Annotated in this window: 8 protein-coding genes; 3 read left to right on the forward strand and 5 right to left on the reverse strand. The window is 66.9% G+C overall.

All coding sequences use genetic code 11. The features are described 5' to 3' along the window. Together Q0Q47_RS21650 and rocF are read right to left on the reverse strand one after the other, a co-directional pair. Nucleotides 1-1,047, reverse strand: a complete 1,047-nt coding sequence (locus Q0Q47_RS21650) for an ornithine cyclodeaminase (protein ID WP_293864678.1) — start codon at nt 1,045-1,047, stop codon at nt 1-3. 1 nt (nt 1,048) lies between these two features. After that, nucleotides 1,049-1,978, reverse strand: a complete 930-nt coding sequence (rocF, locus tag Q0Q47_RS21655) for an arginase (protein ID WP_293864730.1) — start codon at nt 1,976-1,978, stop codon at nt 1,049-1,051. A 140-nt stretch (nt 1,979-2,118) separates the two neighbouring features. Between rocF and Q0Q47_RS21660 the strand changes: the two genes are divergently transcribed. Further along, complete coding sequence (locus tag Q0Q47_RS21660; protein ID WP_293864681.1) at nt 2,119-2,574, forward strand: Lrp/AsnC family transcriptional regulator; 456 nt, start codon at nt 2,119-2,121, stop codon at nt 2,572-2,574. Here Q0Q47_RS21660 and Q0Q47_RS21665 read toward each other — a convergent pair whose 3' ends face one another. Both Q0Q47_RS21665 and Q0Q47_RS21670 read right to left on the reverse strand, forming a co-directional pair. Then, the gene (locus Q0Q47_RS21665; protein WP_293864684.1) at nt 2,575-4,887 is read right to left on the reverse strand and encodes an EAL domain-containing protein; all 2,313 of its coding nucleotides are present in this window, start codon (nt 4,885-4,887) and stop codon (nt 2,575-2,577) included. It abuts the gene before it with no gap. Continuing rightward, complete coding sequence (locus Q0Q47_RS21670) at nt 4,884-6,044, reverse strand: FIST signal transduction protein (RefSeq protein ID WP_293864688.1); 1,161 nt, start codon at nt 6,042-6,044, stop codon at nt 4,884-4,886. The genes Q0Q47_RS21665 and Q0Q47_RS21670 overlap by 4 nt, the downstream gene beginning before the upstream one ends. A 194-nt stretch (nt 6,045-6,238) precedes the next feature. Here Q0Q47_RS21670 and Q0Q47_RS21675 point away from each other — a divergent pair, with 194 nt between their 5' ends. Together Q0Q47_RS21675 and Q0Q47_RS21680 are read left to right on the forward strand one after the other, a co-directional pair. Continuing rightward, a complete protein-coding gene (locus Q0Q47_RS21675; RefSeq protein ID WP_293864691.1) occupies nt 6,239-6,640 on the forward strand; it encodes a hypothetical protein in 402 nt (133 codons plus the stop codon). A 204-nt stretch (nt 6,641-6,844) separates the two neighbouring features. Beyond that, complete coding sequence (locus Q0Q47_RS21680; protein ID WP_293864694.1) at nt 6,845-7,324, forward strand: copper chaperone PCu(A)C; 480 nt, start codon at nt 6,845-6,847, stop codon at nt 7,322-7,324. 51 nt (nt 7,325-7,375) lie between these two features. Here the strand turns inward: Q0Q47_RS21680 and Q0Q47_RS21685 are convergent, their stop codons facing one another. Next, on the reverse strand, nt 7,376-25,288 hold the full coding sequence (locus Q0Q47_RS21685) for a hypothetical protein (RefSeq protein WP_293864697.1): 17,913 nt from the start codon (nt 25,286-25,288) through the stop codon (nt 7,376-7,378). Nucleotides 25,289-25,515 lie beyond the last annotated feature (227 nt).

Below are 25,515 nucleotides of genomic sequence, written 5' to 3' on the forward strand. Positions count from 1 at the left end.
TCAGGCGGCTTCGGCCCGCAGCAGCATGCCGAAGAGGTCGCGCGGATCGTCCGGATCGGCCAGGAGATCGAGTTCCTCGTAGAGACCCCTGCGCGCCGCCTCGCCCGCGAGCCAGCGTAGCGCCGAGAAGTCCTCGATGGCGAAGCCCACCGAGTCGAACAGCGTGATCTCCCGATCCGAGCGGCGCCCCGGCACGCTGCCCTCGATCACGCGCCAGAGCTCGGTGACGGGATGGTCGGGCGGCAACTGCTGGATCTCACCCTCGACGCGGGTCTGCGGCGGGTACTCCACCACGATGCTGGCCCGGCGCAGGATGTCGGGGTGGAGCTCGGTCTTGCCGGGGCAATCGCCGCCCACGGCGTTGATGTGGATGCCAGCCCCGACCATGTTGTCGGTGAGGATGGTGGCGTTGGTCTTGTCCGCGGTGACGGTGGTCACGATCTCGGCTCCCAGCACCGCGGCGTCCACCGACGGGCAGATCGCGATCTCGAACCCGAAGCGTTCCAGATTGCGCGCGCAGCGCCGGCTCGCCTGCGGATCGATGTCGTGGAGGCGCAGCCTGTCGATGCCGAGCAGCGCCTTGAAGGCGAGTGCCTGGAACTCCGACTGCGCCCCGTTGCCGATGAGGGCCATCGTGCGCGCGCCGCGTGGCGCGAGGTGGCGGGCCGCGAGTGCCGACGTCGCCGCCGTGCGCAGCGCCGTGAGGATGGTCATCTCGGTGAGCAGCAGCGGATAGCCCGTCTCGACGTCGGCGAGAACGCCGAAGGCCGTGACGGTCTGGCGGCCGTCGCGGATGTTCCTGGGATGCCCGTTGACGTACTTGAACGCGTAGCGGCTGCCGTCGCTGGTCGGCATCAGCTCGATGACCCCGTCCGGGCTGTGGGACGCCACCCGCGCCGTCTTGTCGAACTGCTCCCAGCGCCGGAAGTCCGCCTCGATGCAGGTGGCGAGGTCCGTCAGCGCGCGCTCGACGCCGATGGCGAGCAGGAGCTTCATCATGCGATCGACGCTGACGAAGCGGACCACGTTCAGCTTGCGCGGATCCATGTCAGTAGCTCCGGGTCGGGCGGTCGAGCACGGAGCGACCCATCAGGCTCGCCGTGAGGTCGACCATCAGCCGTGCCGTGCGGCCGCGGTCGTCGAGGAAGGGGTTGAGCTCCACGAGGTCGAGACTGGTGACGCGCCCGCTGTCGTGCAGCATCTCCATGATGAGATGGGCCTCGCGGAAGGTGGCGCCGCCGGGTACCGTCGTTCCGACACCGGGCGCGATCTCGGGGTCGAGAAAGTCGACGTCGAGGCTGACGTGCAGGATGCCGTCGGCAGCCTCCACCTCGGCCAGGAAGCCGCGCAGCAGCGCGGCGACGCCGTTTTCGTCGATGGCCCGCATGTCGTGCACCCGGATGCCGCTCTGCGCCAGGATGCGGCGCTCGGCGGCATCGACGCTGCGCAGGCCCATCATGCAGACGCGACGGGGATCGAGCGCCGCCGCGAGCGGCGGGAACCATCCCTCGAAGCCCGGAAGGCCGAGCGCATAGGCCATCGGCACCCCGTGCAGGTTGCCGCTCTCGGTCGTCTCGAGGGTGTGCAGGTCGGGATGGGCATCGAGCCACAGCACGAAGAGGGGCCGGCCTTGCTCCGCCGCGCGCCGCGCGTGAGCCGACAGCGTCCCTGCCGCCAGGCTGTGATCGCCGCCGAGCACGATCGGCATGCCATCGGCACCGGCGAGGTAGACGGCATCGGCCAGCGCCGTGGTCCACCCCACGGTTTCGGGCAGGGCCCGGATGCGGTCGTTGGGATGCGGCGTGCTCGGGGTGGCTGTCGGGACCAGGTTGCCACGATCGACGACGCGGTGCCCGAGCGACTCCAGGGCGGGGCCGATGCCGGCCGCCCGGAAGGCACTCGGCCCCATGTCGCAGCCGAGCCGCCCGGTTCCGTCCTGAACCGGTGCGCCGAGCAGGATGCAGGTCCTGGTGTCCATCGTCTCCTCCCGCGTCGCACGCTCCACGACATCGGCCATGACGGTAGGCTCCGACGATGGCGAAATGAACGCACGAAATTGGCAAAGCGGACGGCATGACTTATCATTCTGGCATGTCATTCTGACCGAAGCGGCACATCATGGACGAGCTGGACCGACGCTTGATCTCCCTGCTGCGCCATGACGGGCGGCGCAGCGTGTCGGACCTGGCGCTGGAGCTCGGCGTGTCGCGGGCCACGGTCCGCGGCCGCATGCAGAGGCTGGAGGCCTCGGGCGAGGTCATCGGCTACACGGTCGTGCTGCGGGCGGACGTGGTGTCGGCGCCGGTGCGCGGCCTGACGATGATCGAGGTGGAAGGCCGCGCGAAGGACCGCGTCGTCGACGCGCTGAGCGGTTTCGCCGAGGTGACGGCCATCCACACCACCAGCGGCAAGTGGGACCTGGTGGCGGAGCTCAGCACCGACAGCCTGCCGGCCCTCGACACGCTCCTGCACCGCATCAGGCTCATCCAGGGGATCGTCTCGTCCGAGACGCATCTGCTGCTGGCGACGCCGCGCAGCAGCCAGGCCCGTCTCGGCGGACGCGGCCGGGCCTGATCAGGCGGCGGCGCGGCCCCGGGCCGACGCGGAGGCGAGGAACTCGAAGCAGTGCTGGCCGGGTTGCGCGGCGGCGGCCCGCAGGTTGTGGGCGGCCGCGAACTGCAGCGCCTGCTCGGGCTCGAGGGGCGGCGCGAAGGCATAGCCCTGGATCACGTCGCAGCCGAGTTCGAGGAGCACGGCGACCTGCTCCGCGTGCTCGGCGCCTTCCGCCACGGTCTTCATGTTGAGGCCGCGGCCGAGCGCGAGGATGCCCTCCAGGAGGCGGCGCGCACGCGGCGACGTGACGATCGAATCGATGAAGACCTTGTCGATCTTCAGCTTGTCGAACGGCAACTGGGTCAGGTAGCCGAGCGAGGAATAGCCGGTCCCGAAATCGTCGAGCGCGAGCGTCACGCCGAGCCCCTTGAGATCGGCGAGCACGTTGCGGATGCGGCGTTCGGTGCGGTCGGCCAGCAGGCTCTCGGTGAGTTCGAGGCAGAGCAGGTTCGGCGGCAGGCCCGTTTCGGCGAGGATTGCCTCGACCTCGCGCGGGAAGTCGGAATGCCAGATCTGGGCCGCGGAGACGTTGATGGCCACCTCGCCGGCCGGCGCGCCGATGTCGAGCCAGGTGACGGCCTGGCGCGCCGCCTCGCGCAGGATCCACAGCCCGAGGTCGCAGATGAGCTGCGAGCTCTCGGCGATGGGGATGAACTCCGAGGGCGGGATCGAGCCGAGCGTCGGATGGTTCCAGCGCAGCAGTCCCTCGAAGGCCGTGACCATGCCGCTGCGGGCATCGACCTGGGGCTGGTAGCGGGCCGACAGGCCGAGGCTGCGCGAGATGGCCTGGCGGAGTTCCTTGGCCAGCACGAGCTTGTGCTGCACGGCCGAGCTCATCTCCGGCCGGAAGAATTCGAACCGCGCGCGACCCTCGTCCTTCGCCCGGTATAGGGCGAGATCGGCGTTCCGCTGGACGTCCGACAGGTTGCCGCCATCGCGCGGCATGACGGCGATGCCGATGCTGGTGCTAATGGCGACGTCGCCGCGCTCCAGGAGGAAGGGCTGCGACACCCGGGCGATGATCCGGGCGGCGAGTGCCTCGGCCGCCGCCTCGTCGACGATGTCGCTCATGATGATCGCGAATTCGTCGCCCCCGAGCCGCGCGAAGAAGCAATGGGGCCCCAGCATCGGGGAGATCAGCTGGGCGACACGGCACAGGAGTTCGTCGCCCGAACTGTGGCCCAGGGAGTCGTTGACCTCCTTGAAGCCGTCCAGGTCGAGCAGCATCAGGGCCGCCTTCTGGCCAGTCCGCGCGCAGCGCGTCAGGACGTCGTTGACCTCCTTGCGGAACAGCGCGCGGTTCGCGAGCCCGGTCAGCGGATCGAAATAGGCCAGTGTCTCGAGTTCGCGCTCCAGGCTCTTGCGTTCCGAGATGTCCTGCACCGTGCCGGAGAACCCCACGATGCGCTCGGCCGCGTCGAGGATGGGCTTGCTGGTGACGACGAAGTCGCCATAGGTTCCGTCGCCCCTGAGCAGCTGGGCATCGATGCTGACGATTTCGCGCGAGCGCGCGATGCGGGAGTGGGCCTCGAAGAGACGGCGCGTCACGTCCTCGCCGCACCGCGAGAGGGCGTCCTCCAGCGACGGGTCGCCCTCGCCCTGCTGCATGCCCAGGAGATTGTAGATCTGCGGCGACCACCAGACCGTCTTCTGGCCGAGGTGGAAGCTCCAGTCGCCGATCTTGCCGATGCGCTGCGCCTCGAGCAGTTCCTCGGAGCGCTTCTTCAGCGCCTCCTCGCGCCGCTTGAGATCCGTGATGTCGACGCGGATGCCGATGCTGCCGCCACTCGTGGTTCGGCGCTCCTCCACGCGGACCCAGCGGTCGCCACGCAAGTGCTGCTCGAACGCGCTGTGATGGCCCAGGTGCCGGGCGGCGCGCTCGGCGAGCCAGGCCTCCTCGCGCCCGACCGCTTCGAGATAGTGGCCGCGCTCGACGCCGATGCGGACCGACTCGGCAAAGCTCGCCCCGATCTTGATGGCGTCGCTGGCGGTGTCGTAGAGCTCGAGGAACTTGCGGTTGAAGAGAACGTAGCGTCCCTTCGCATCCAGCAGCACCAGCCCTTCCGAGACGACCTCGAAGGCGTCCAGGAGCCGCTCGTTGGCTTCCTGCAGCTCGTCGGACATCAGGGAGATGGCGCGGTCCGTGCGCTCGCGGTCGTTCTCGGCCTCGAGATAGGCGGCCTCGACGAGCCCGGCCAGCGCGTCGATGTCGACCCGGCCGTCCGGCCCGGTCGCGCGCGCCACCTGGCGGGCGAAGAGCCTGCGCATGCTCATCGCTGGTTCCCCGCCGTCTCGCGCAGGGTCGTGATCGTCATGGTCTGGTTGTGCAGTTCGCACTGGCGTGACGTCGCGTGGGGCGCGATCTCGCCGTAGGCGTAGAAGCCGAGCTTCTTGTAGCCGGGCCCGAGCGTGGAGGCGGCGGCATCGACCTCGTCGGAGATCCGCTGTCCCATCAGCAGGCGCCGCCCGATGCAGCTCACCATGAGGGCGACGCCGTCGCCCTCGACGGGCTCGTGCACGGCCCCGGCCACGGCCTGCGACGCGGCCTCCGCGGCCCCCTCCGCCAGGCGGCTGAAGTGCCCGCGCATGAGCTGCGCGCGCCATCCCGTGGGCACGTCGCCGGCGAAGGTGAGGGAGCCCTGCTCCCGGTCGACAGCCAGGATGGTGCGCACGATCTTGTGGTCGGGATTGGCGGCGTCGTAGACCTGCAGGGGGAACAGGAGCCCGGACCCGGGCAGGCCCTCGGCCTCCGGCCCGAGATAGCGCTGGTAGAGATCGAGGGCCGGCTCGCCGTCGAGCTCGAAGAGCACATTGCCCAGCGACCGCGTGATCCGGCGGACCGGCCCGAAGACGTTCCAGCCGCCCGCGCTGCCGTGCCCGATCTGAATGGCGTCGCCGTAGAAGCCGACCGCCGCCGCCACGTGGCTGCGCGGCGCCGCGTCGGCGCCCACGAGGGTCGCGCCGAAGCTGGGACCGTCGCCGGCGAGACCTCCGGTGACCGGGATGCCCGAGCCGAGGATATCGGTGAAACCGGCGACCAGTTCGCTGCCGTTGACGTTCAGCCCGTCGGACAGCACGAAGATGCCCTTCAGGTCGTCCGCCCGCAGCGTCTGCGCGAGCATCGTGCCCGCCGCCCGCGAGGTGCCGGGCGAGCGGATCTCGGCCTGAGCGAGGCGAAGCCGCGTGCGTTCGAAGCGGATGGCGAGGCAGGCGATGTCGTCGTCCACGACCTCGGCGTCGAGGAACTGTCCGCCGGTGGAGCAACCGAAGACGATCGCGTCCGGGCAGGCCGTTCGCAGGGCCTGGAACACCTCCGGGGACGACAGCCTGTGCCGCTCGCCGAAGTACAGCACGAGATCCGGGCGCAGCATGGACAGCGCCGCCAGCGCCCGTTCGTCCCGCCCATCCCAGAAGAGAGTCCTGACGCGCATCGTGACCGCCTTCAGCGGCGAAACGACGGACTTCTTCCGCCGGACCGCCCGCAACGCTCTAGCCCGTCTCGTTTTTCAATCGCCGGTGGGAAAGATCGCGTTAGGAAAACTGTCTAATCTTTTCCTAAGGTGCCCCGCACCTCCGGGATCTCCCGCGGATTGGCGGCTGCGCCGGAGGTTGGTATGGATGGGCCATGAGCATCCTGGCCTCCCTGCACCGATTGCTGCGGGCGCGTGCGCCCTGGGTCGTGGCCCTGTGCTACGCCCTGCTGCTGCAGGCTGCGCTCGCGCCGGTCGTGAGGGCGGCCCAGGATCCCGCCCTCACCGACCAGGTCGCGGCCGTGCTGTGCCTGGCCGATCGGGACCAGGGAAGCCACCCGCAGGGTGACGCCGCGCACGACATCGGCTGTTGCCTGTCGGCACCCCGCGCCGGCCTGGAGACGGCAGCGCTGGCGCCCGGTGTTCCCATCGCCCTTCCGCACCCGCCGCGCCAGCCGGCGACGCGGCTTCCCGAGACCGCCCGGCTTCAAGGTCCGCCATCGGTCGATCTGCCGACGCGACCGGCCAGGGCACCTCCCGGCGGTGTCGCCGCCTGAGCCGGTCACCGTCCGGTTCGCGTTCTCGCCTCAGCGGCGGGCCCCTTCGGTCGCCCCGCCAGCACGTCGCCTGCGTTCCGCACACGGCCCGGCCATGACGCCCATTGGCTGCGGCCACCCGGTCGCAAACCACGGCTCGTCGAACTCCGATGAGCGGGCGCCCGCCACCTTCAGCCTCTTTCAATCTCCACCAGGGACCTTCCCATGCAGCGCCTCACCCTCTCCGCCCTGGCCCTCGCGGCCTCCCTCGCGCCGGCCGCCGCCCACGAGTTCAAGGCCGGCCCCCTCGTGATCGACCATCCCTGGTCGCGCGCGACACCCGCCGGCGCCAGTGTCGGCGGCGGCTACCTGACGATCAGGAACACGAGCGACAAGCCCGACCGCCTCATCGGCGGCACCTGGGGCGACGGCGGCAAGATCGAGATCCACGAGATGGGCATGGCCAACGGCGTCATGACCATGCGCCCGCTCCCCAACGGCCTGCTCGTGCCCGCCAGCGGCTCGGTCGAGCTGAAACCGGGCAGCTACCACATCATGATGATGGGGCTAAAGGCGCCGCTGAAGGAAGGCCAGTCGCTCAAAGGGACCCTCGTGTTCGAGAATGCCGGAACGGTGGCCGTGGACTACGCCGTGGGGCCGCTGGGCGGACCCGCGCCGGCGGCGCACCAGCATACGGGGCATTGACCAAGCCGGGGCATGGCGGACCGTGGCAGGCCAGGCCGGCCACGGTCTCCATCACGCAACGAACTGAAGCTCGAGCTTCTCTCCGTTGGTGAGCGTCAGGGTGGTATTCGTCCCTGTCACCCCGTTGATCGTATCCCCGGTATTGTACTGGATCGTCAGATACGCCGACGATGATTGCACCCCGGTGATGTTTCGGACGTCCTGCGCCGTGAAGCTGACGTTCGCGGAGACCCCGGCGTTCCTGAAATCCAACACTTCGACATTGGTGAGGACCGCCGCGACATTCGTGCCGGCCGTCGCGGCCGTCTGGGAGCCCTGGGTCCACGACGCGAAGGAGACGGTGTCCGTGTCCCCGGCGGCGGTGCCTCCATCGACCGAGCCGCGCGCAGTGACCGTGAGGAACGTACTGTCGATCGAGAAACGATCGGAGCCCGTCCCGCCGATGAGCGTATCGTTCCCCGTTCCAACCAAGGAGTCGTTGCCGGCGCCCCCGTTGAGAATATCCACCCCGGTGCCGCCGAGCAGCGTATCGTTGCCGTCGCCACCCATGAGGGAGTCGTTGTTGTTGTCTCCGGACAACACGTCATCCCCCCCGCCGCCATACAGCGTGTCGTTGCCGTCGCCGCCGGAGAGCGAGTCGTTCTCGGACCCGCTCGAGTCCGAACTGTCGTTGCCGCCGAAAAGCACGTCGCCGTTCGCTCCACCGATGAGCGTATCGGCGCCACCGCCGCCGATGAGAGTGTCGGCGCTCGCGTTACCGGTCAGCACGTTCGCCAACCCATTGCCCGTCATTGCAATGCTCGTCGACGAATTCATGGTGATGTTTTCGATGGAGGCGTTCGCCGCGATGGAATAGGACGTCGCGCTGTAATTGAGCGTGATCTCATCGATCCCACTTCCTCCGACGACGCTCACACCGGCACCGTCTACGTTGAACACATTGTTCCCGCCCCCGCCGATGAGGGTATCGTTGCCCGACCATGACGTGAGAGTGTCGTTTCCTCCGCCTCCCGTGATCACGTTGTTGGCGGAGTTTCCGGTGAAACTGACGCCGCCGTCTGCGGATGTACCAGTGGGATTCCAGTAACTCAGGTTTTCGATGTTGGCTTGAAGTTGATAATATGTAATACGGGTGCGGATCTCATCGACATCCCCAGGAGCCGTCCCTTCTGTAATTGTAACGCCATCCGCCTCAACGATGTAGACATCACTGCCGGCGCCTCCGGACAAAGTATCACCTGTATTGCCCTGCAGCGTATCGTTGCCGGTGTTCCCCGTGATCAGGTTTGCCTGGCTGTTGCCGGCGACCCATGCTCCGACCGCGGTGGAAGAACCGACAGCGGCGACGATCGAGAGGTTCTCCACGAACTCACCCATGACGTAGGGCGTCGTGTTCGAAGCCGCGAGACCCAACCGGATCGTGTCCGTTCCGCCGCCTGCCGCTTCGATCACGGTGTCGCGGACGTCGCCGATGAAGTAGGTATCGTTTCCACCCAGCCCTTGCAGGACGTCACCCCCGCCATTGCCGGTGATGCTGTCGTTGCCGGCAGCGCCCACGATGGTCTCGGTCGCCGTGCTACCCGTCCCCGTGAAGTTCCCACTTCCCGCGAAGACGAGCCTCTCGACGTTTGCGGGCAGCGTGTAGGAGGTCAGCGTGGTTTCGATCGTGTCCGATCCCTCTCCTGCTGCTTCAATCACGCTGTCGTTGGAGGTGTCGACCCTGTAGGTATCGTTGCCCAATCCTCCATACATCGTGTCATCACCGGTGCCACCGTCGAGAGTGTCGTTGCCCGAGAATCTCGTCGACAGGGGATCTAACTCGTCGCCATACAGGACGTCATTGCCATTTCCGGTGAAGATGAAGTCATTCCCACCATTTCCAATGATGGTCTCCTTCGCAGAATCGCCGAGATAGCTCCGAATCGAATTGTCCGAATCGTTTCCGTTCATGTAAAATGACGTGACCGGGACTGTATAGATGAGATTTTCGACGTTATCCGGAAGCCGATACGGCCGAAATCTATTGTCACTCAATGCCGCCAATGTGAGGAAAATCGTGTCAGTCCCCTCCCCGGCATTCTCCGTGACCGACGTCTGAGTACCTCCGGTACCCCACACTGCAAGATAAACGTCGTCTCCGATGCCACCCGCGAGTGTGTCGGAGCCGGCCCTACCGTCCAGCGTGTCGTTTCCTTGGCCACCCGAGAGATTGTCGTTGCCACGTCCACCCACGAGAACATCATCGCCGTTTCCACCGACGATCGTATCGGCCCCCGCTCCGCCACGAAGCGTGTCGTTCCCGTCGCCTCCGTCGAACCTGTCGCCAACTGCGTCAGTCCCATTCGAGGTTGGCGTATTGGCATCGTTAGACATCAAGTCCGAGCCACGCGAGGCGGACGAGACCCAGGCATTCGCCTCGTCGGCCGTCCACACGGCCATTGCACCTGTCGGAATACCCGCGATGCCAGGCTGGCTCCACAACGTCCCCATTTCGGTCGATGTGAGGGACCGATCGAAGTAGGCCATGTCATCGACGGACACGGTCATGGCAGACCCCGAGCCGACATAACCGAACTTTGCGCCAACGCTTGGGAGCAAACCCACCAAGCTCTGGGTCGCGAAGGCGTTGCCGTCCACGAAGATCGTGCCAACGTTGTCTTTCACGGACAATGTGAATTGGTGCCACGCCCCATCGAACAAACTGACCTGTCCAGGCGTATCCCAACGATTGATCTGCGTGGCGCCCCGCATCAAGCGAATGGCCGTTCCCGTCGGATCCAACTCCAGGGACAGGGAGTTCGCATCGTTCACGGTGCGTGTTGCTCCCAGAGCCATGTAAAGGCTGTACCGGTCGGTGGTCGTTCCCCCGGTGGATGCGAAGCGGAAGGACATCGCGAACTGTGAGCCCGCCAGACCTACGGAGGTGTTCGAGGTGATGGGGATCGTCGTGTCCAGGTATCCGCTCAGCACCGTCCCACCCACGAGGGAATAGGACGAACCGGCAAGCCCGCTCTGGATGAGGTCGGCTCCAGCCCCGCCACTCAGGGTGTCCGAGCCCGCATTGCCCAACAGCGTATCGTTTCCAACCCCACCGCTCAGGGACTCTCCGCCCGTCGATCCGGTAAATTGATCAGCCAAGTCCGACCCGGTATAATTTTCAAGGCCGCGCAATTCTCCGCTCGCAAGTCCTATGCTGTAGGTTCCCACCGGACCGGCTAGATTGATCGTGATCCCACTGGCGGCCAATGAGAAATCGACAGTGTCACCGGAGGCCGCGTTTCCTCCGCCGTCAATCGTTGCTTCTCCGGTCGTGACGATGAAGGTGTCGTTCCCCAACCCGCCGGCCAGAGAATCTTTTCCACCCGCACCGGTGATCGTGTCATTGCCGTCCCGACCGTCGATAGTGTCGTCCCCGGTTCCGCCGATCAGAAGATTGTCCGAGGCATTGCCGCTCAGCCGGCTACCGACAGTGGCCGCGCCTCTGACACCCTCGATGTCGCTGCCGAAGCTGTCGGCTCCGGCTCCGCCCGTTTGATCGTCGGTCAACGTTCCGGTCTGAGCAAGATCGATCGACACCGAGCGCTGCGATGAGCTGTAGTCGATGATGTCGAAATCTGCTCCACCGACGAGACTATCGTCGCCGAGTCCGCCGGCCAGAGTATCGTTGCCGGCGCCACCCGACAGCGTGTCGTTGCCGTCGCCGCCCTGGAGGCTATTCGCCAGGGCATTTCCGGTGCCCGTCGCGTTGATGCTTCTCGGCAACGGCCGCGTCATGTCGGCGGCAAAAACCAGGTTCTCCAGATTGGTGCCGAGGGTGTAGTTCGCGAGCGAGGTTCGTACGGTGTCGGTGCCAGCGCCTGCGAACTCGACGATGCGATCCCCGGAATCATCGACGAAGTAGGTGTCGTTCCCGGCACCGCCACGCAGGGTGTCTGCACCCAGGCCGCCATCCAAGGAGTCGTTGCCCGCCCCGGTCTCGAGCGTGTCAGCGGCAGCGCCGCCGAAGAGGGAGTTGCCGCCGTCGAAACCTCCTTCGAAGCCGCGAAACGAGCTTGCCACAGCATTGGTGACGAACGTTCCCGCATTCACCCCGGCTCCCGTCGCCGTGGGAGCGAACGAGGAGTCGAAGTCCCAGCGCGCCAACAATCCGCTGGTAATCGACGACCCGTCCGTCGAAGCCAAGGTCTGTACCTCCGAGACGCTGAGCGCCCTCGTGAAAAGGGCCAGGTCGTCGAAGTAGGCAGGGGAGAAATTCGGCGTGGTCGACGAAAGAGTGACCGAACGATCCTGGCTTCCTGACGCGAGCAGGTTGATCGCCCTCGTCAGGTAAGCTGCTCCGTCGATGTACAAGGTGGCCTGATTTGACGTGTCAACGGTCAGGACGATCGAGTGCCACGTGCCGTCGCGCGTGGCGGGTTTGCTGCCACTGAACGTCGTGCTGGCGGTCGGACCCGAGATCTGGACGGTCACCGAACTCGCGGCATCCGTGATCGTAAAATACTGATCCGGAACACCCGACAATGAAGGCACGCCTATGGCGACGCTCGCCGTATCGCCGCCTCCTGTTGCGTTGATCTTGAACGCGATCGTAAATCCTGCCGTATTGGCGCTGCTACTCAGGAAGTTCGCGGAACCGATGCTGGCGGAAGTCCCTGCCGTGGCGTTGACCCGGAGAGCAGCACTGCCACCACGGCCGAGCAGAACGTCGGCGCTGTCTCCACCGATCAGCGTGTCGCTGTCCAGGCCCCCCGACAGAGCGTTTGCACCACTTCCGCCCGTGATGATGTTGGCGAGTGCGTTGCCCGTCCCCGTGAAGGCGGAGGTCCCCGTGTAGGTCAGGTTCTCGACGGCGGTCAGATCGCCGCGCGTGAGCGAGAGGGTCGTGAACACTCCGGTTTCAACCGTATCCAGGCCGTTCCCGTTGGCCTCGGACACGGTATCGAGAAGGCCCAGCTTGTAGAGGTCGTTCCCAGCGCCGCCGATCAGCAGGTTTGCGCCACCGCCACCATCGAGGGTGTCGTTGTTGAGGCCGCCATCGAGAGTATCGTTCCCGATGCCGCCCTTCAGGCTGTTGGCAAGCTCGTTCCCGGTGCCGGAAAACGTGCCGCTCGCCCCCGTGAACTCGAGGTTTTCGACCCCGGACCGCCCGGCCAACGAGTAGGCGGAGGCCGTTGTCTGCACCGTGTCCGTGCCGCCTCCGCCCGTGATCTGCGCGGCAGAATCGGGGACGATGAACACGTCGTCGCCCTCTCCGCCATCGAGAGTGTCGTTTGCGCCGCCGCCCGTCAGCGTATCCGCACCCGCACCGGTCCTGATCAATTCGGCGCGCGAGGTGCCCGTGACCCTGAATCCGGCCGAGCCATTGGTCACGGCCGATGCGTCGACGTTTTCGAAGCCGCGGATGTCAGCGATGTCGCCCGTCGTCTGATCCGCGACCAGTTCGCGAAGGTCGATGCTGATGGCGGCCGCATGGGTGGCGGAGAACCTCAGGGTGTCGCCGTTGCCACTGGTGTTGGAGCCCCCGAAGATCGCCGTTCTCGCGCCGTCAGCGTAGTCGATCGTGTCGCTTCCCGCCCCTCCACTCGAGGTGCCGCCAGCACGCGTACGGACCACCGTCAGCGCGATGCCGTCGCCGACGGCCGAGCCGTCGAGATACTCGAAGCCCGTGACGGTGACGCCGTCGTCAACGACGTCGCTGATCCCGCTCTGGTCTCCGGTCGCGCTCATGTCGAAGCGAAGCGTGTTGACGCTCGGCTGGGCCGCCGCGATGACCAGCGTGTCACCTCCTCCGACGTTTTCCGTCCCTCCGGCGAAGCTGGCGCCCACGAACCTTCGGTAGGTCACCTGGTCGTCGCCACCGTCGGCATCCACCGCGTCCAGACCCGACCATCCGTCGATCGTGTCGTTCCCACTCCCGGTCCGGATGTCGTTGGCCTGGTCCGATCCGGTCACGGTGAAGGCGACGGCGGTGTTGCTCGCGTCGATGCTTTCGAAGTTGGACACGCTGGTCGGCCCGCTGGCCCCCGAGATCTGGCCGGTGGACTGGGCCAGGCTCACGGTGAGGCTGGTGAAGCCTGCCAGGGCCGTGGCGGTGAAGACGAGCTTGTCCTGGCCATCGCTGCCGTCGAGCGTTGCTCCGTCAGCGAAGTCGACGGCATCGTTGCCGCGGCCGGTCGTGACCGTGCTCCCGGATTGCGTGTTGACCACAGTGATAGCGACCGAACTCGACAAGCCCGAGGCGTCCAGGTTTTCGAAGTTGGTCACGGTCACACCATCGTCCAGCGCGTCGCTGAAGCGCGTCTGGTCGTTCGTCGAGGCGCCTGAACCCATGTCGATTCTGAGGGTCGTCACGCCTGCCGGTTGCGCGGAGGCCATGACGAGGGTGTCACCGGCCGTGCCGTTGCCACCTCCGCTCAGCGATGCGCCGCTGGCTTGGGTATAGACAACCCGGTCGTCGCCCTCCCCCGCATCGATGAGATCGGCGCCGCCCTTCCCGTCGATGGTGTCGTTGCCCGATCCGGTGCGGATCGTGTTCTTCGTTCCCGTGCCCTCGACGTCGAAGGCGACGCCCGAAGTGGCAGAAGCAGCGGTGAGGTTCTCGAAGTTCCTGACCATGGTCGCGCCGGTCGAGACCTGGCTCGTGCCGGCCGCAGCGTTCAACCGGATCGTCGTCAGCGCCGTGGCGTAGCTGGCGGCAAAGACAAGGGTGTCGCCGGACGTGCCTTCGCCGTTGCCGTCGAGCACCGTGCCGGCACCGTTCACGTAGTCGACCGTGTCGTCACCCGCGCCGCCCGTGATCGTCGATCCGGCCTGCGTCTTGACGATGGTCAGCGCGACCGAGCCGCCGCTGGCGTCCACGTTCTCGAAGTTGCTGACCTGGGGGTCCGTCGTCAGAACCGTCTGATCGGTCGCGCTCATGTCCAGGGACAGGACCGTCGAACCGTCCCGGCCGTCCACGACCAGCGTGTCGACCGCTCCCGCGTCCGCGCCGCCGTCGAGGATCGCCGCGTCCCGGCGATAGGCCATGCGATCGTTACCGCCTCCTCCCCGGATCGTGTCAGCCCCTCCTCCGCCGTCGATCGTGTCTGCGCCGGCACCGCCGCTCAGTGCGTTGGCGTCGCCGGTGCCCGTGATCGCAAACCGCGCGGTGGTGCTGGTCACGGCCGAGGCGTCGACGTGCTCGAAGTTCCTGACCCTGGCACTGACATTGAGAACCTGGTCGACCAACGGGTCCGTCGTCAGGACGATCGTGGTCAGCGACGCCGCGTACGGACTCGCAAAGTTCAGCGTGTCGCCGGAGAATGTTTGCGGCGCAACCGGGCTGCGCTGTCCTCCCGCATCGAGGACCGTGCCGGCGCCGTCGACGAAGTCGATCGTGTCGTTGCCGGTGCCCGTGACGATCGAGCGGCCCGCCTGGCTGTTGGTGACCGTCAGGTCGGCGCTCGCAGTTCCGGCGGCCAGGTTCTCGAAGCCGCTCACGACGGCATTGTCGTCGGTGTTGGCATCGAGGCGTGTCTGGTCGGTCGCCGTCGACAGGAACGTGATCGCAAGCTTGCTCGGGGCTCCCGAGCTGATCACCAGTGTGTCGCCGGCGTTGCCGACGCCGGTGTTCAGCCCGCCCGCCAGCGTGCCGGCGTTGGAGTAGACGACCCGGTCGTCACCGTCGCCGGCGTCGATCGCGTCGGCCCCGCCGCCGCCGTCGATCGTGTCGTTGCCGAAGCTGGTGGAGATCGTGTCGGCGCCCGTCCCGCCGGACACGCTGTCGGTCCCCGCACCGGTGCTCACCGAGCGGCCCGTGTTGCCCGTGATGACGGTCAGTGCCGTCCCGCTCGATGCGTCGCGGCCATCGAGCGTCTCGAACCCGGTGACCTTTGCGCCGTCGCTCCCGCCACCCACGAGCGATGTCTGATCGACGGCGTTGTCCGGGTCGGACAGGTCGATGCGCAGGGCAATGGTGCCCGACGCGGCAGGGATGTAGAGCGTGTCCGTCCTCACGCCCCCCGCGATGGTCGCCTCTCCGCCGGTGCTGCCGTAGTACCAGACCTGGTCGTTCCCCCCGCCGGCATCGATGAGGTCGGCGCCTCCGCCTCCGTTGATCGTGTCGGCGCCCGCTCCGCCCCAGATGCGGTTCACGCCGGTGCTGCCGCCGTTGAGCGTGACGCCAAGCGTCGACGGCAAGGCCGATGCATCGACGTTCTCGAAGCCGGTCACCCGAGTGACCCCGGTGGGAATGCCCGTGCCGCTGACCTGGTCGCCGGTGCTCCCGAGATTGACCGTGAACCCCGTGATGCCGGCCAGCGCAGCCTGCTTCAGGACCAGCGTGTCGCCGAATGAACCCTGACCATCGGCAGACAGTGTGGCGCCTTGCGCATAGTCGATCCGATCGTCACCGCTGCCCGTGCTGATCGTCGCGTTCGCCAGCGTATTCGTGACCGTGATCGAAATCGTCGCGCTGCTGGCAGAGACGTTTTCAAACCCTGTGACGGTGGTTTGGTCGCCCGCCGATTGATCGGTCACCCGGCTTTGGTCGGAGAAGTCCAGCGTCAGAGGGGATGTGACTGCGGCGTCGACCACGAGCGTGTCCGTGTCGGCCCCGCCCGACAGCGATGCTCCCACTCCCGCGCGGTAATAGACCCAGTCGTCGCCTTCGCCCGCCGAGATCGTGTCTTTTCCGCCCAGGCCATCGATCGTGTCTGCGCCCGCCCCGGTGCTCAGCGCGTTGTCGTCGCCGGTGCCCTTGACCGAGAACCGCGCCGCGCTCGACGTGACGGCCCAGGCGTTGACGTGCTCGAAGTTCCTGACCCTCGCGCTTACATTGAGAACCTGGTCGGCCAAGGGGTCCGTTGTCAGGACAATGGTCGTCAGGGACGTCGCGTAGGAACTCGCGAACGTCAGCGTGTCGCCAGTGTAAGTTTGCGGCGCAACGGGGCTGCGCTGCCCACCCGCGTCGAGGACGGTGCCGGCGCCGTCGACGAACTCGATCGCATCGTTTCCTGTTCCCGTGACGATCGAGCGCCCAGCCTGGGTGTTCGTGATCGTCAGGTCGGTGTTCGCCGCGCCAGCGTCCAGATTCTCGAAGCCACGGACCGTGGCGCTGTCGTTGGTGCTGGCGTCGAGGCGCGTCTGATCGGTCGCCGTCGACAGGAACGTGATCGAAAGTTTGCTCGGGGCTCCCGAGCCGATCACAAGCGTATCGCTGCCGCTGTTCTGAGCCGTTCCACCGCCGGCAATCGTCCCCGCGTTGTAGTAGACGACGCGATCGTCACCCAAACCGGCGTCGATCACGTCAAGCCCGCCACCCCCATCGATCGTGTCGTTCCCGGCGTTGGCGTAGATCGTGTCCGCGCCCGTCCCACCGGACACGCTGTCGGCCCCCGCGCCGGTCGAAACCGAGCGACCTGTATTTCCCGTGACGACGGTCAGCGCCGTCCCGCTCGACGCATCCCTGCCAATGACGGCCTCGAAGCCAGTGACCTTGGCACCGTCATTCCCCCCGCCGACGAGGGACGTCTGGTCGTCGGCATTGTCCGGGTCGGACAGGTCGATGCGCAGGGCAATGGTGCCAGATGCAGCAGGGATGTAGAGCGTGTCGGTCCCCACGCCGCCTGAGATGGTCGCCTCTCCACCGGTGCTGCCATAGTACCAGACCTGATCGTTCCCACCGCCAGCATCGATGAGATCGGCGCCGCCCTTTCCGTCGATGGTGTCGTTGCCGCTGCCGGTCCGGATCGTGTTCTTCGTTCCCGTGCCCTCGATGTCGAAGGCGACGCCCGAACTGGCAGAAGCAGCGGTGAGGTTCTCGAAGTTCCTGACCATAGTCGCGCCGGTCGAGACCTGGCTCGTGCCGGCCGCAGCGTTCAACCGGATCGTCGTCAGCGCCGTGGCGTAGCTGGCGGCAAAGACAAGGGTGTCGCCGGACGTGCCTTCGCCGTTGCCGTCGAGCACCGTGCCGGCACCGTTCACGTAGTCGACCGTGTCGTCACCCGCGCCGCCCGTGATCGTCGATCCGGCCTGCGTCTTGACGATGGTCAGCGCGACCGAGCCGCCGCTGGCGTCCACGTTCTCGAAGTTGCTGACCTGGGGGTCCGTCGTCAGAACCGTCTGATCGGTCGCGCTCATGTCCAGGGACAGGACCGTCGAACCGTCCCGGCCGTCCACGACCAGCGTGTCGACCGCTCCCGCGTCCGCGCCGCCGTCGAGGATCGCCGCGTCCCGGCGATAGGCCATGCGATCGTTACCGCCTCCTCCCCGGATCGTGTCAGCCCCTCCTCCGCCGTCGATCGTGTCTGCGCCGGCACCGCCGCTCAGTGCGTTGGCGTCGCCGGTGCCCGTGATCGCAAACCGCGCGGTGGTGCTGGTCACGGCCGAGGCGTCGACGTGCTCGAAGTTCCTGACCCTGGCACTGACATTGAGAACCTGGTCGACCAACGGGTCCGTCGTCAGGACGATCGTGGTCAGCGACGCCGCGTACGGACTCGCAAAGTTCAGCGTGTCGCCGGAGAATGTTTGCGGCGCAACCGGGCTGCGCTGTCCTCCCGCATCGAGGACCGTGCCGGCGCCGTCGACGAAGTCGATCGTGTCGTTGCCGGTGCCCGTGACGATCGAGCGGCCCGCCTGGCTGTTGGTGACCGTCAGGTCGGCGCTCGCAGTTCCGGCGGCCAGGTTCTCGAAGCCGCTCACGACGGCATTGTCGTCGGTGTTGGCATCGAGGCGTGTCTGGTCGGTCGCCGTCGACAGGAACGTGATCGCAAGCTTGCTCGGGGCTCCCGAGCTGATCACCAGTGTGTCGCCGGCGTTGCCGACGCCGGTGTTCAGCCCGCCCGCCAGCGTGCCGGCGTTGGAGTAGACGACCCGGTCGTCACCGTCGCCGGCGTCGATCGCGTCGGCCCCGCCGCCGCCGTCGATCGTGTCGTTGCCGAAGCTGGTGGAGATCGTGTCGGCGCCCGTCCCGCCGGACACGCTGTCGGTCCCCGCACCGGTGCTCACCGAGCGGCCCGTGTTGCCCGTGATGACGGTCAGTGCCGTCCCGCTCGATGCGTCGCGGCCATCGAGCGTCTCGAACCCGGTGACCTTTGCGCCGTCGCTCCCGCCACCCACGAGCGATGTCTGATCGACGGCGTTGTCCGGGTCGGACAGGTCGATGCGCAGGGCAATGGTGCCCGACGCGGCAGGGATGTAGAGCGTGTCCGTCCTCACGCCCCCCGCGATGGTCGCCTCTCCGCCGGTGCTGCCGTAGTACCAGACCTGGTCGTTCCCCCCGCCGGCATCGATGAGGTCGGCGCCTCCGCCTCCGTTGATCGTGTCGGCGCCCGCTCCGCCCCAGATGCGGTTCACGCCGGTGCTGCCGCCGTTGAGCGTGACGCCAAGCGTCGACGGCAAGGCCGATGCATCGACGTTCTCGAAGCCGGTCACCCGAGTGACCCCGGTGGGAATGCCCGTGCCGCTGACCTGGTCGCCGGTGCTCCCGAGATTGACCGTGAACCCCGTGATGCCGGCCAGCGCAGCCTGCTTCAGGACCAGCGTGTCGCCGAATGAACCCTGACCATCGGCAGACAGTGTGGCGCCTTGCGCATAGTCGATCCGATCGTCACCGCTGCCCGTGCTGATCGTCGAGTTCGCCAGCGTATTCGTGACCGTGATCGAAATCGTCGCGCTGCTGGCTGCGAGATTCTCGAACCCGCGCGTGTCGACATTGTCGTCCGTGCCAGCATTGACGCCCGTCTGGTCGGCGATGCCCTGGGTCATATCGACCGACAATTGCGTGACGCCAGCGGCACTCCCGACGACGAGCGTATCGGTATCGTCGCCGCCATCGATCGTCGCCCTCTTATCGGCCGACGGGCCGTTGACGTAGGTGACGCGGTCGTTGCCGGCCCCGGCATCGATGCTGTCGTCCCCTCCGCCACCGATGATCGTGTCGTCACCACGCCCGGTCTGGATGATGTCCTTCGACGCCCCTCCCGTGACGCTGTCCGCCTCGGAGCCGGTCAAGAGCCTGCTTCCCGCAGCCCGCCCCGTCACGGTGACCGCGACAGTCGCGCTGGAGAAGTCGATGTTTTCGAACCCGACCACCGAGGTGTTGCCCGTGTCGAGCTGGCTGCCGGACGTCCGAGCCAGATTGAAGACGAGCCGCCCTATGCCGCCATAACTGCTTGCGTTGCCGACCAGCCAGTCGCCCTCGATTTCGCCGCCGCTGCCGCCGTCGAGCGTCGCGGACCCGGGGGATGCGAGAGTGATGCGGTCGTCGCCGCCGTTGCCGTAGATGGAATCCTGCCCCCCCTGACCTGACAACGTATCGGCGCCGGCTCCACCGCGAATGACGTTGTTCTGAACCGAGCCGAGGACGGAAATCCCCAACCCTGACAGGGCGCTCGCATCGACGTTCTCGAAGCCGATGACCGAATCACTTCCGGCACCCAGGGCCGTGGTGGAGGCGGTCTGGCTGGCGCTCGTCTGCGAAAGGTCGATCGCGAGCGCCGTGATGCCCGTCAGGGCGGCCGTCTTGAGGACGAGCGTGTCGCCGGCCGAGCCGTTCTCGGCCGCGTCGATCGTCGCATCGGCCGCGTAGTCGATCACGTCACTGCCGCCGCTCGTCACGACGCGGCTTCCGGTGCGCGTGTTGACGACCGTGATCGCGCTCGAGAGACTTGCGACCTCCAGGTTTTCGAAACCGGTGACCCTGATGCCATCGTCCGTTCCGATGTCGCGTCGGGTCTGGTCGTCGGTCGCGGTCATATCGATCCGCAGAGTGGTCGCGAGGGTCGGTAGAGCCGCCACGAAGAGAGTGTCGCCCGTCGTACCCGACGTTCCGCCGTCGAGAACCGCGCCCTGTACACCCCGGTAGACGACGGTGTCGTCACCTGCGCCCGCGCTCACGCTGTCGCGGCCACCGAGTCCGTCGATGGTATCGTTGCCGTCGCCGGTCGAAATGGTGTCGGCACCCGTACCGCCGAGCACGCTGTCGTCGCCAAACCCCGTGAGCAGTGACCGTCCGCCGTCCCGACCCTCGACGAAAATGGCGGCCGATGTGGCGCTGAAGTCGATGTTCTCGAAGTTGCGGATCGTGGCGGCAAGCCCATCCGTCACTTGGTTCTGGCCGGCAAGGACCGTCAGATCGAAGGTGAGGCGGGTGGCGCCATAGGTGCCCGCCACGCCAACCAGCGTGTCACCGGCGCTTTCGCCCGTGGTTCCGCCGTCAATAACCGACGCGTCGGCCGCGGCCAGGACGACGCGGTCATCACCTCCACCGGCATCGATGGTGTCGGCGCCCCCCTTTCCATCGATGGTGTCGCGCCCGGCACCCGTGACGATGCGCTCGCCGCCGGACGTTCCGGAGACATTGACCGCGGTCGCGGCACCCGTCGACGGCATCGTGATGCCCGAGGCGTCAAGGTTGTTGAACCCGGTGACCTGGGCCGTTTCGCCGGTCCCTGACGTCTGATCGCTCGTCGCGTTGAGGTCGACCGTGATGGCAGCGAGGCGGGCGCCACCCACGGGTGATGTCAGGCCTGAATCGCGGATGACCAGCGTGTCGTCGCCGAGCCCTGCCGTGAGCGTGGCACCCACCGCGTAGTCGATGGAGTCGTTGTCCGTGCCTCCCGTGACCGAACTGTTGGCCAGCGTGTTGCGGACCGTCAGCCGAACGTTGCTGCCGCCGGCATCGATGTTTTCGAAGCCGGACAGGCTGACCTGGTCGCCGACACTTTGATCGGCATCCGTCATGGCCAACGAAAGCGTGGCAACGCCGGCCTCCGTGGCGTTCCCCACGGTCAGGGTGTCGTTGCCACTTCCGCCGCCGAGAGCCGCGCCTGCCGCATCGCGATAGGTCACGACGTCGTCGCCGGCCCCGGCATCGATGACGTCCGCACCGCCGCGGCCGTCGATGGTGTCGGCTCCCGCTCCCGTGCGGATGGATTCGCCACCGGCCGAGCCGATCAGCCGCAGACGTGCCGAAGCGGCGAGAGAACTCGCATCGAGGTTCTCGAAACCGGTGACAGTGACACCGTCGCTTGCCTGCTGCGTCAGATCGGCACCCGTCAACAGGCTCGACTGGTCTGCGGAGATCTCGCCGAGATCCACCTGCAGCACGGTGCCTGCCGCGAGGGCGGTGACCACGAGCGTATCGCCTGCCGCGCCGTTGCTGCCGCCGTCGAACTGACTTCCGACGGACGATCCATAGGTGACGCGGTCGTCCCCTGCGCCCGCCGCCACGGTGTCGGCTCCGCCGCCCCCGGCGATGGTGTCGTTCCCTGCGCCGGTCTTGATGTCGTTGCCGTCTTCGTTGCCCGTCAGCGCGAAGGCAGAGCCCGAGCCGACCAGCGAAGCGTCGACATGTCGGAAGTTCGACACCCGCGCGAAATCGCCGGCGGTCTGGTCCGTGTCGCCAAGACGGATCGTCGTCAGGGCGGCGGCTCGGTCGGCCAGGAAACGCAGCGTGTCGCCGTTGCCCGAGACTGCAGTGCCCGAATCGAGAACGGTGTTCGGCCCATCGACATAGTCGATGGTGTCGCTGCCAGAGCCGGTCCGCACTGTGCGGCCGCCCAGTGTGTTGGTCACGGTCAGCGCAATGGTCGCGGACGCGGCATCGATGTTCTCGAACCCCGAGACAGCCACCCCGTCCGTAGCGCCGTCGGCCAGAGCTGTCTGATCCGCCGCATCGACCGCCATGTCGATGCGCAGGTCGCGTGACCCGGAGAGCGTTGCGCTCCCGATGACGAGGGTATCGCCTGCCGTCTCGAGGGCCGTGCCACCGCGCAGATCGAGCCCTGCGACGGCCCGGTAGGTGACCCTGTCGTCGCCCGCGCCTGCATCGATCGTGTCGGCGCCGCCGCCACCATCGATCGTGTCGTTGCCGCGGCCGGTTTCGATGGCGTCGTTTCCGATCCCGCCCTGGACGGAGTCGTCGCCAAATCCCGTGATCAGGGACCGATTGCCGCTGCCCCCCCTGACCGACACGGAGGTGGTGGTCTGGGAGAAGTCGAGGTTTTCGAAGTTCGTGACACGCGCGGTGTCGTTCCCGGACTGATCGATGTCCTGCGCGACACTCAGGTCGAAGGTGAGCCGGGCAACGCCGTAGCTTCCCGCGATGCCGCGCAGCGTGTCACCACGACTTTCATCGCTGGTGCCGCCGTCGAGCGTGGACGCACCGGTCGTGCCGTAGACGACGACGTCGTCTCCCGAGCCGCCCTCGACGAGGCTCTGGCCCGTGCCGCCGTCCAGCGTATCGTTTCCTCCATTGCCCTGGAGGGTGTCGCTGCCCTTTCGGCCCTCGATGACGTCTGCGCCGCTGCCGCCCAGGAGGCTGTTCGAGCCATCGTCGCCGAGAAGCGTCATGCTGTCCGACATGCGGGTCGCATCGACGTTCTCGAAGTTGAGGACGAGGGCGGTGTCGCCTGCCGTCTGGTCCGTGCTGTCGGCGAGGTTGATCGAGCGGACCGTCGCGGCGCTTTCAAGGATCAGGAGGTCGCCCGTGCCCGCGCCGCCATCCAGCGTGATGTCCCGCTCAAAGCCGAGGCCATGGACGGTGTCGTTGCCGCCGTTGGCAAAGAAGCTTTGCGTTCCGTCGCCGGCCAGTTCATCGGCGTTGTCGGCGGCGATGAAGGTCTCGAACGCCGACACGAGAGCGGTGGTCGTGACCCCGCCCCTCGTCAGGAGCACCTGACCCGCCTCGAGATCTGCGTTCAGCGTCCCGGAAAACGAGGCGAACGAAATCGTATCGACGCCTGCGGAGCCGACGGCATTCTGGACGTTGACGAGGATGTCGCCCTCGGCGTCTCCTCCCGTTCCGACGCCGGTGATCAGATTGACGGTGACGGGGTCCGCCGACTGCGAATAGTCGACGGTGTTGTTGCCCGAGCCGCCGTCGATGGAATCGGCGCCCTGCCCGCCAACCAGGCGGTCGTCGCCTCCGCCGCCCAACACGGTGTCGTCGCCTGCGCCACCGCTGAGCGAGTCGTTCCCCTCCTCGCCGCTCAAGCGATTCCTGCCCGCGTCGCCGACCAGCGTATCGGCGTAGTTGGACCCGACGATGCCCTCGACGTCGGTCAAGCGGTCACCGGCGGCGTATCCGCGTGCGGCGGTCCCGAGGCGCAGATTGATCTCGACGCCCTCATCCGAGCGCGAGTAGTCGGCGATGTCGCCGGTCCCCTCACCACCCGCCAGGGTATCGGCCCCCAGGCCCGAGACGAGCGTGTCAGACCCAGCTCCGCCTTCGAGAGAAGAGCCGCCATCCGTCGCCTGGAGCCAGTCGGCCTTTGCCGATCCGACCGCATTTTCGATGTCCTTGAGCACGTCGCCCTGGGCGTCGCCGAGCGCCCCCGTGCCGTTCAGCAGATCCACCCGCACGCCTTCGACCGATCTGGCGTAGGAGGCGGTATCGGCTCCCGCGCCGCCGTCGAGCGAGTCGGCTCCAGCGCCGCCCTGGAACTGGTTCGCGGCAGCGTTGCCGACCAGCGTGTCGTCGTAGGCCGAGCCCTCAAGGTCCTCGACGTTGGCGAGGACGTCCCCGCGCGCAAACCCGCCGGTGCCTCGTCCCGTCGTCAGGTCGACATGGACCTTCGCCTGCGAGAGCGTGTAGCTGACGAGGTCGCGATCGGCTCCGCCGTCGATCGTGTCGGCACCCGCTCCGGCATAGATCGTATCGTCGCCGTCGAAAGTCGACACTCGCGAGCCGGGCGGATTGGCCCAGAGCACCGCGCGCTCGACGCCCGACGAATCCTTGAAGGTTGCGGTGGACTCGTTGGCGTAGTCGATGTCCCTGATGCCGAAGGTCTGGGTCGCGTTGAAAGTCACCGCGCCGTTGCCGCCGACGGTTCCAACCCGCAGCGACAGCGTGAAGACCTGCGCGAAGCCATCCGCATCGCGAGGGGCGCTATCGTCCGGAATGAGGTATTTCAGCTGGAAGGTGAGGACATTCGGCGCCCCCATTCGCTGCAACGTGGTGATGTCGACCGCGTAGGACCCATCGCCGAGGTCGACGCCATTGGTGACAGACGCTCCGGTCGGCAGGCCGCTCACGACGAAGCCTGTTGCAACCTGACCGACGTACTCTGTCGGGAACTCCAGCTTGAGTTGGACGATGCGCAGGCTGGTGCCGGCGTCGAGGGCGACCGGCCGGCCGTCAGCGTCGGTCGCGTGGTTGACGTAGACCGTGTCGTCCTGCGTGCTTCCCGAGATGACGGGTGACAGCTTCTGGGAGGCAAAGGCGGGATTGAACGCGGCGTCGCCGGCTCCCGTCGCACCGTAGATCGTCTTGCCGCCCTGGATCGTCGTCGTGCTGGTCTCCAGCACGTCCGTCAGCAGCTTCGACGACACGACGTTCGCGCCGACCACTTTGCTCAGATTGTCGTTGAACGGGTTGTTGGTCGTGTAGTTCGTCCCCGAGGAGACGCTGGATCCCAACGACAGGATCAGGGTTTCCGTCGTCGAGCGGACCACCGGCGACTGCAGGGCGATGTCGTCGTACTGCCCGCGCTTGGTGCCCTGCTCCTGCTCGTACTGGCTGCGGGTGCCCTGCTGCGTCTGTGGCAGCGCGGCCTCGTAGCCGACGTTGGACGGCTCCTGCTCGCCTTCGCCCTCGCCCTTCTTCTTGCCGTCGTTCTCGGCCGAGGTCGGCTTGAGGGAGGGGAGCTCGTCGGCCAGGCGGACCTCGTTCGCCACCTCGAAAAGCTGGTGCGGCTCGAAGGGCGTTCCCGCGAAGGTGATCGCGGTGGCCTGGCCCAGCATGAGGGCCACGGCGAACTGGGGCAGCTGGATCTGCGAACCGTCGGGGAAGACCAGGACGATGTCGACGTCCTGGACGATGAGCTTGGCGTCCTCGATGGGAAAGTCGAAGGCCAGCGGCTGCCCGGGACGCACCTCGACGATCTTGGTCTGGCCCGGCTCCGGCCGTGTCACCAGCAGCGGCGGCTCACCGGCCTGCACGGCTGACGGGGGAACGACAGTGGACGTGACGGTATCGACCATCGCGCAATCCCATAATGAAAGTCACAACAAAAAAACGGACGTCGGTATCGAAAATCGGGGACATGCATAGCACATCCCGACGGCAACCGGAAATATGCCGTCCCGGAGAGCTTCAGCGCGGGAATGGTTAGAGCAGGGTTTTCGACGCGAACCGATGCACCCGCACGTGATCGGAACGGTAAATATTTACTTTAGGTTGTATATCAGTGTTGTCTCAATCGGCGCTA

The organism is uncultured Alsobacter sp. (genome assembly GCF_945952055.1).
Taxonomy (GTDB): domain Bacteria; phylum Pseudomonadota; class Alphaproteobacteria; order Rhizobiales; family Beijerinckiaceae; genus Alsobacter.

Coding starts and splice junctions, on each gene's coding strand:
- rocF (WP_293864730.1), bottom strand. CDS start 1,978: ATGGACACCAGGACCTGCATCCTGCTCGGCGCACCGGTTCAGGACGGA.
- Q0Q47_RS21680 (WP_293864694.1), top strand. CDS start 6,845: ATGCAGCGCCTCACCCTCTCCGCCCTGGCCCTCGCGGCCTCCCTCGCG.
- Q0Q47_RS21665 (WP_293864684.1), bottom strand. CDS start 4,887: ATGAGCATGCGCAGGCTCTTCGCCCGCCAGGTGGCGCGCGCGACCGGG.
- Q0Q47_RS21670 (WP_293864688.1), bottom strand. CDS start 6,044: ATGCGCGTCAGGACTCTCTTCTGGGATGGGCGGGACGAACGGGCGCTG.
- Q0Q47_RS21685 (WP_293864697.1), bottom strand. CDS start 25,288: ATGGTCGATACCGTCACGTCCACTGTCGTTCCCCCGTCAGCCGTGCAG.
- Q0Q47_RS21675 (WP_293864691.1), top strand. CDS start 6,239: ATGAGCATCCTGGCCTCCCTGCACCGATTGCTGCGGGCGCGTGCGCCC.
- Q0Q47_RS21650 (WP_293864678.1), bottom strand. CDS start 1,047: ATGGATCCGCGCAAGCTGAACGTGGTCCGCTTCGTCAGCGTCGATCGC.
- Q0Q47_RS21660 (WP_293864681.1), top strand. CDS start 2,119: ATGGACGAGCTGGACCGACGCTTGATCTCCCTGCTGCGCCATGACGGG.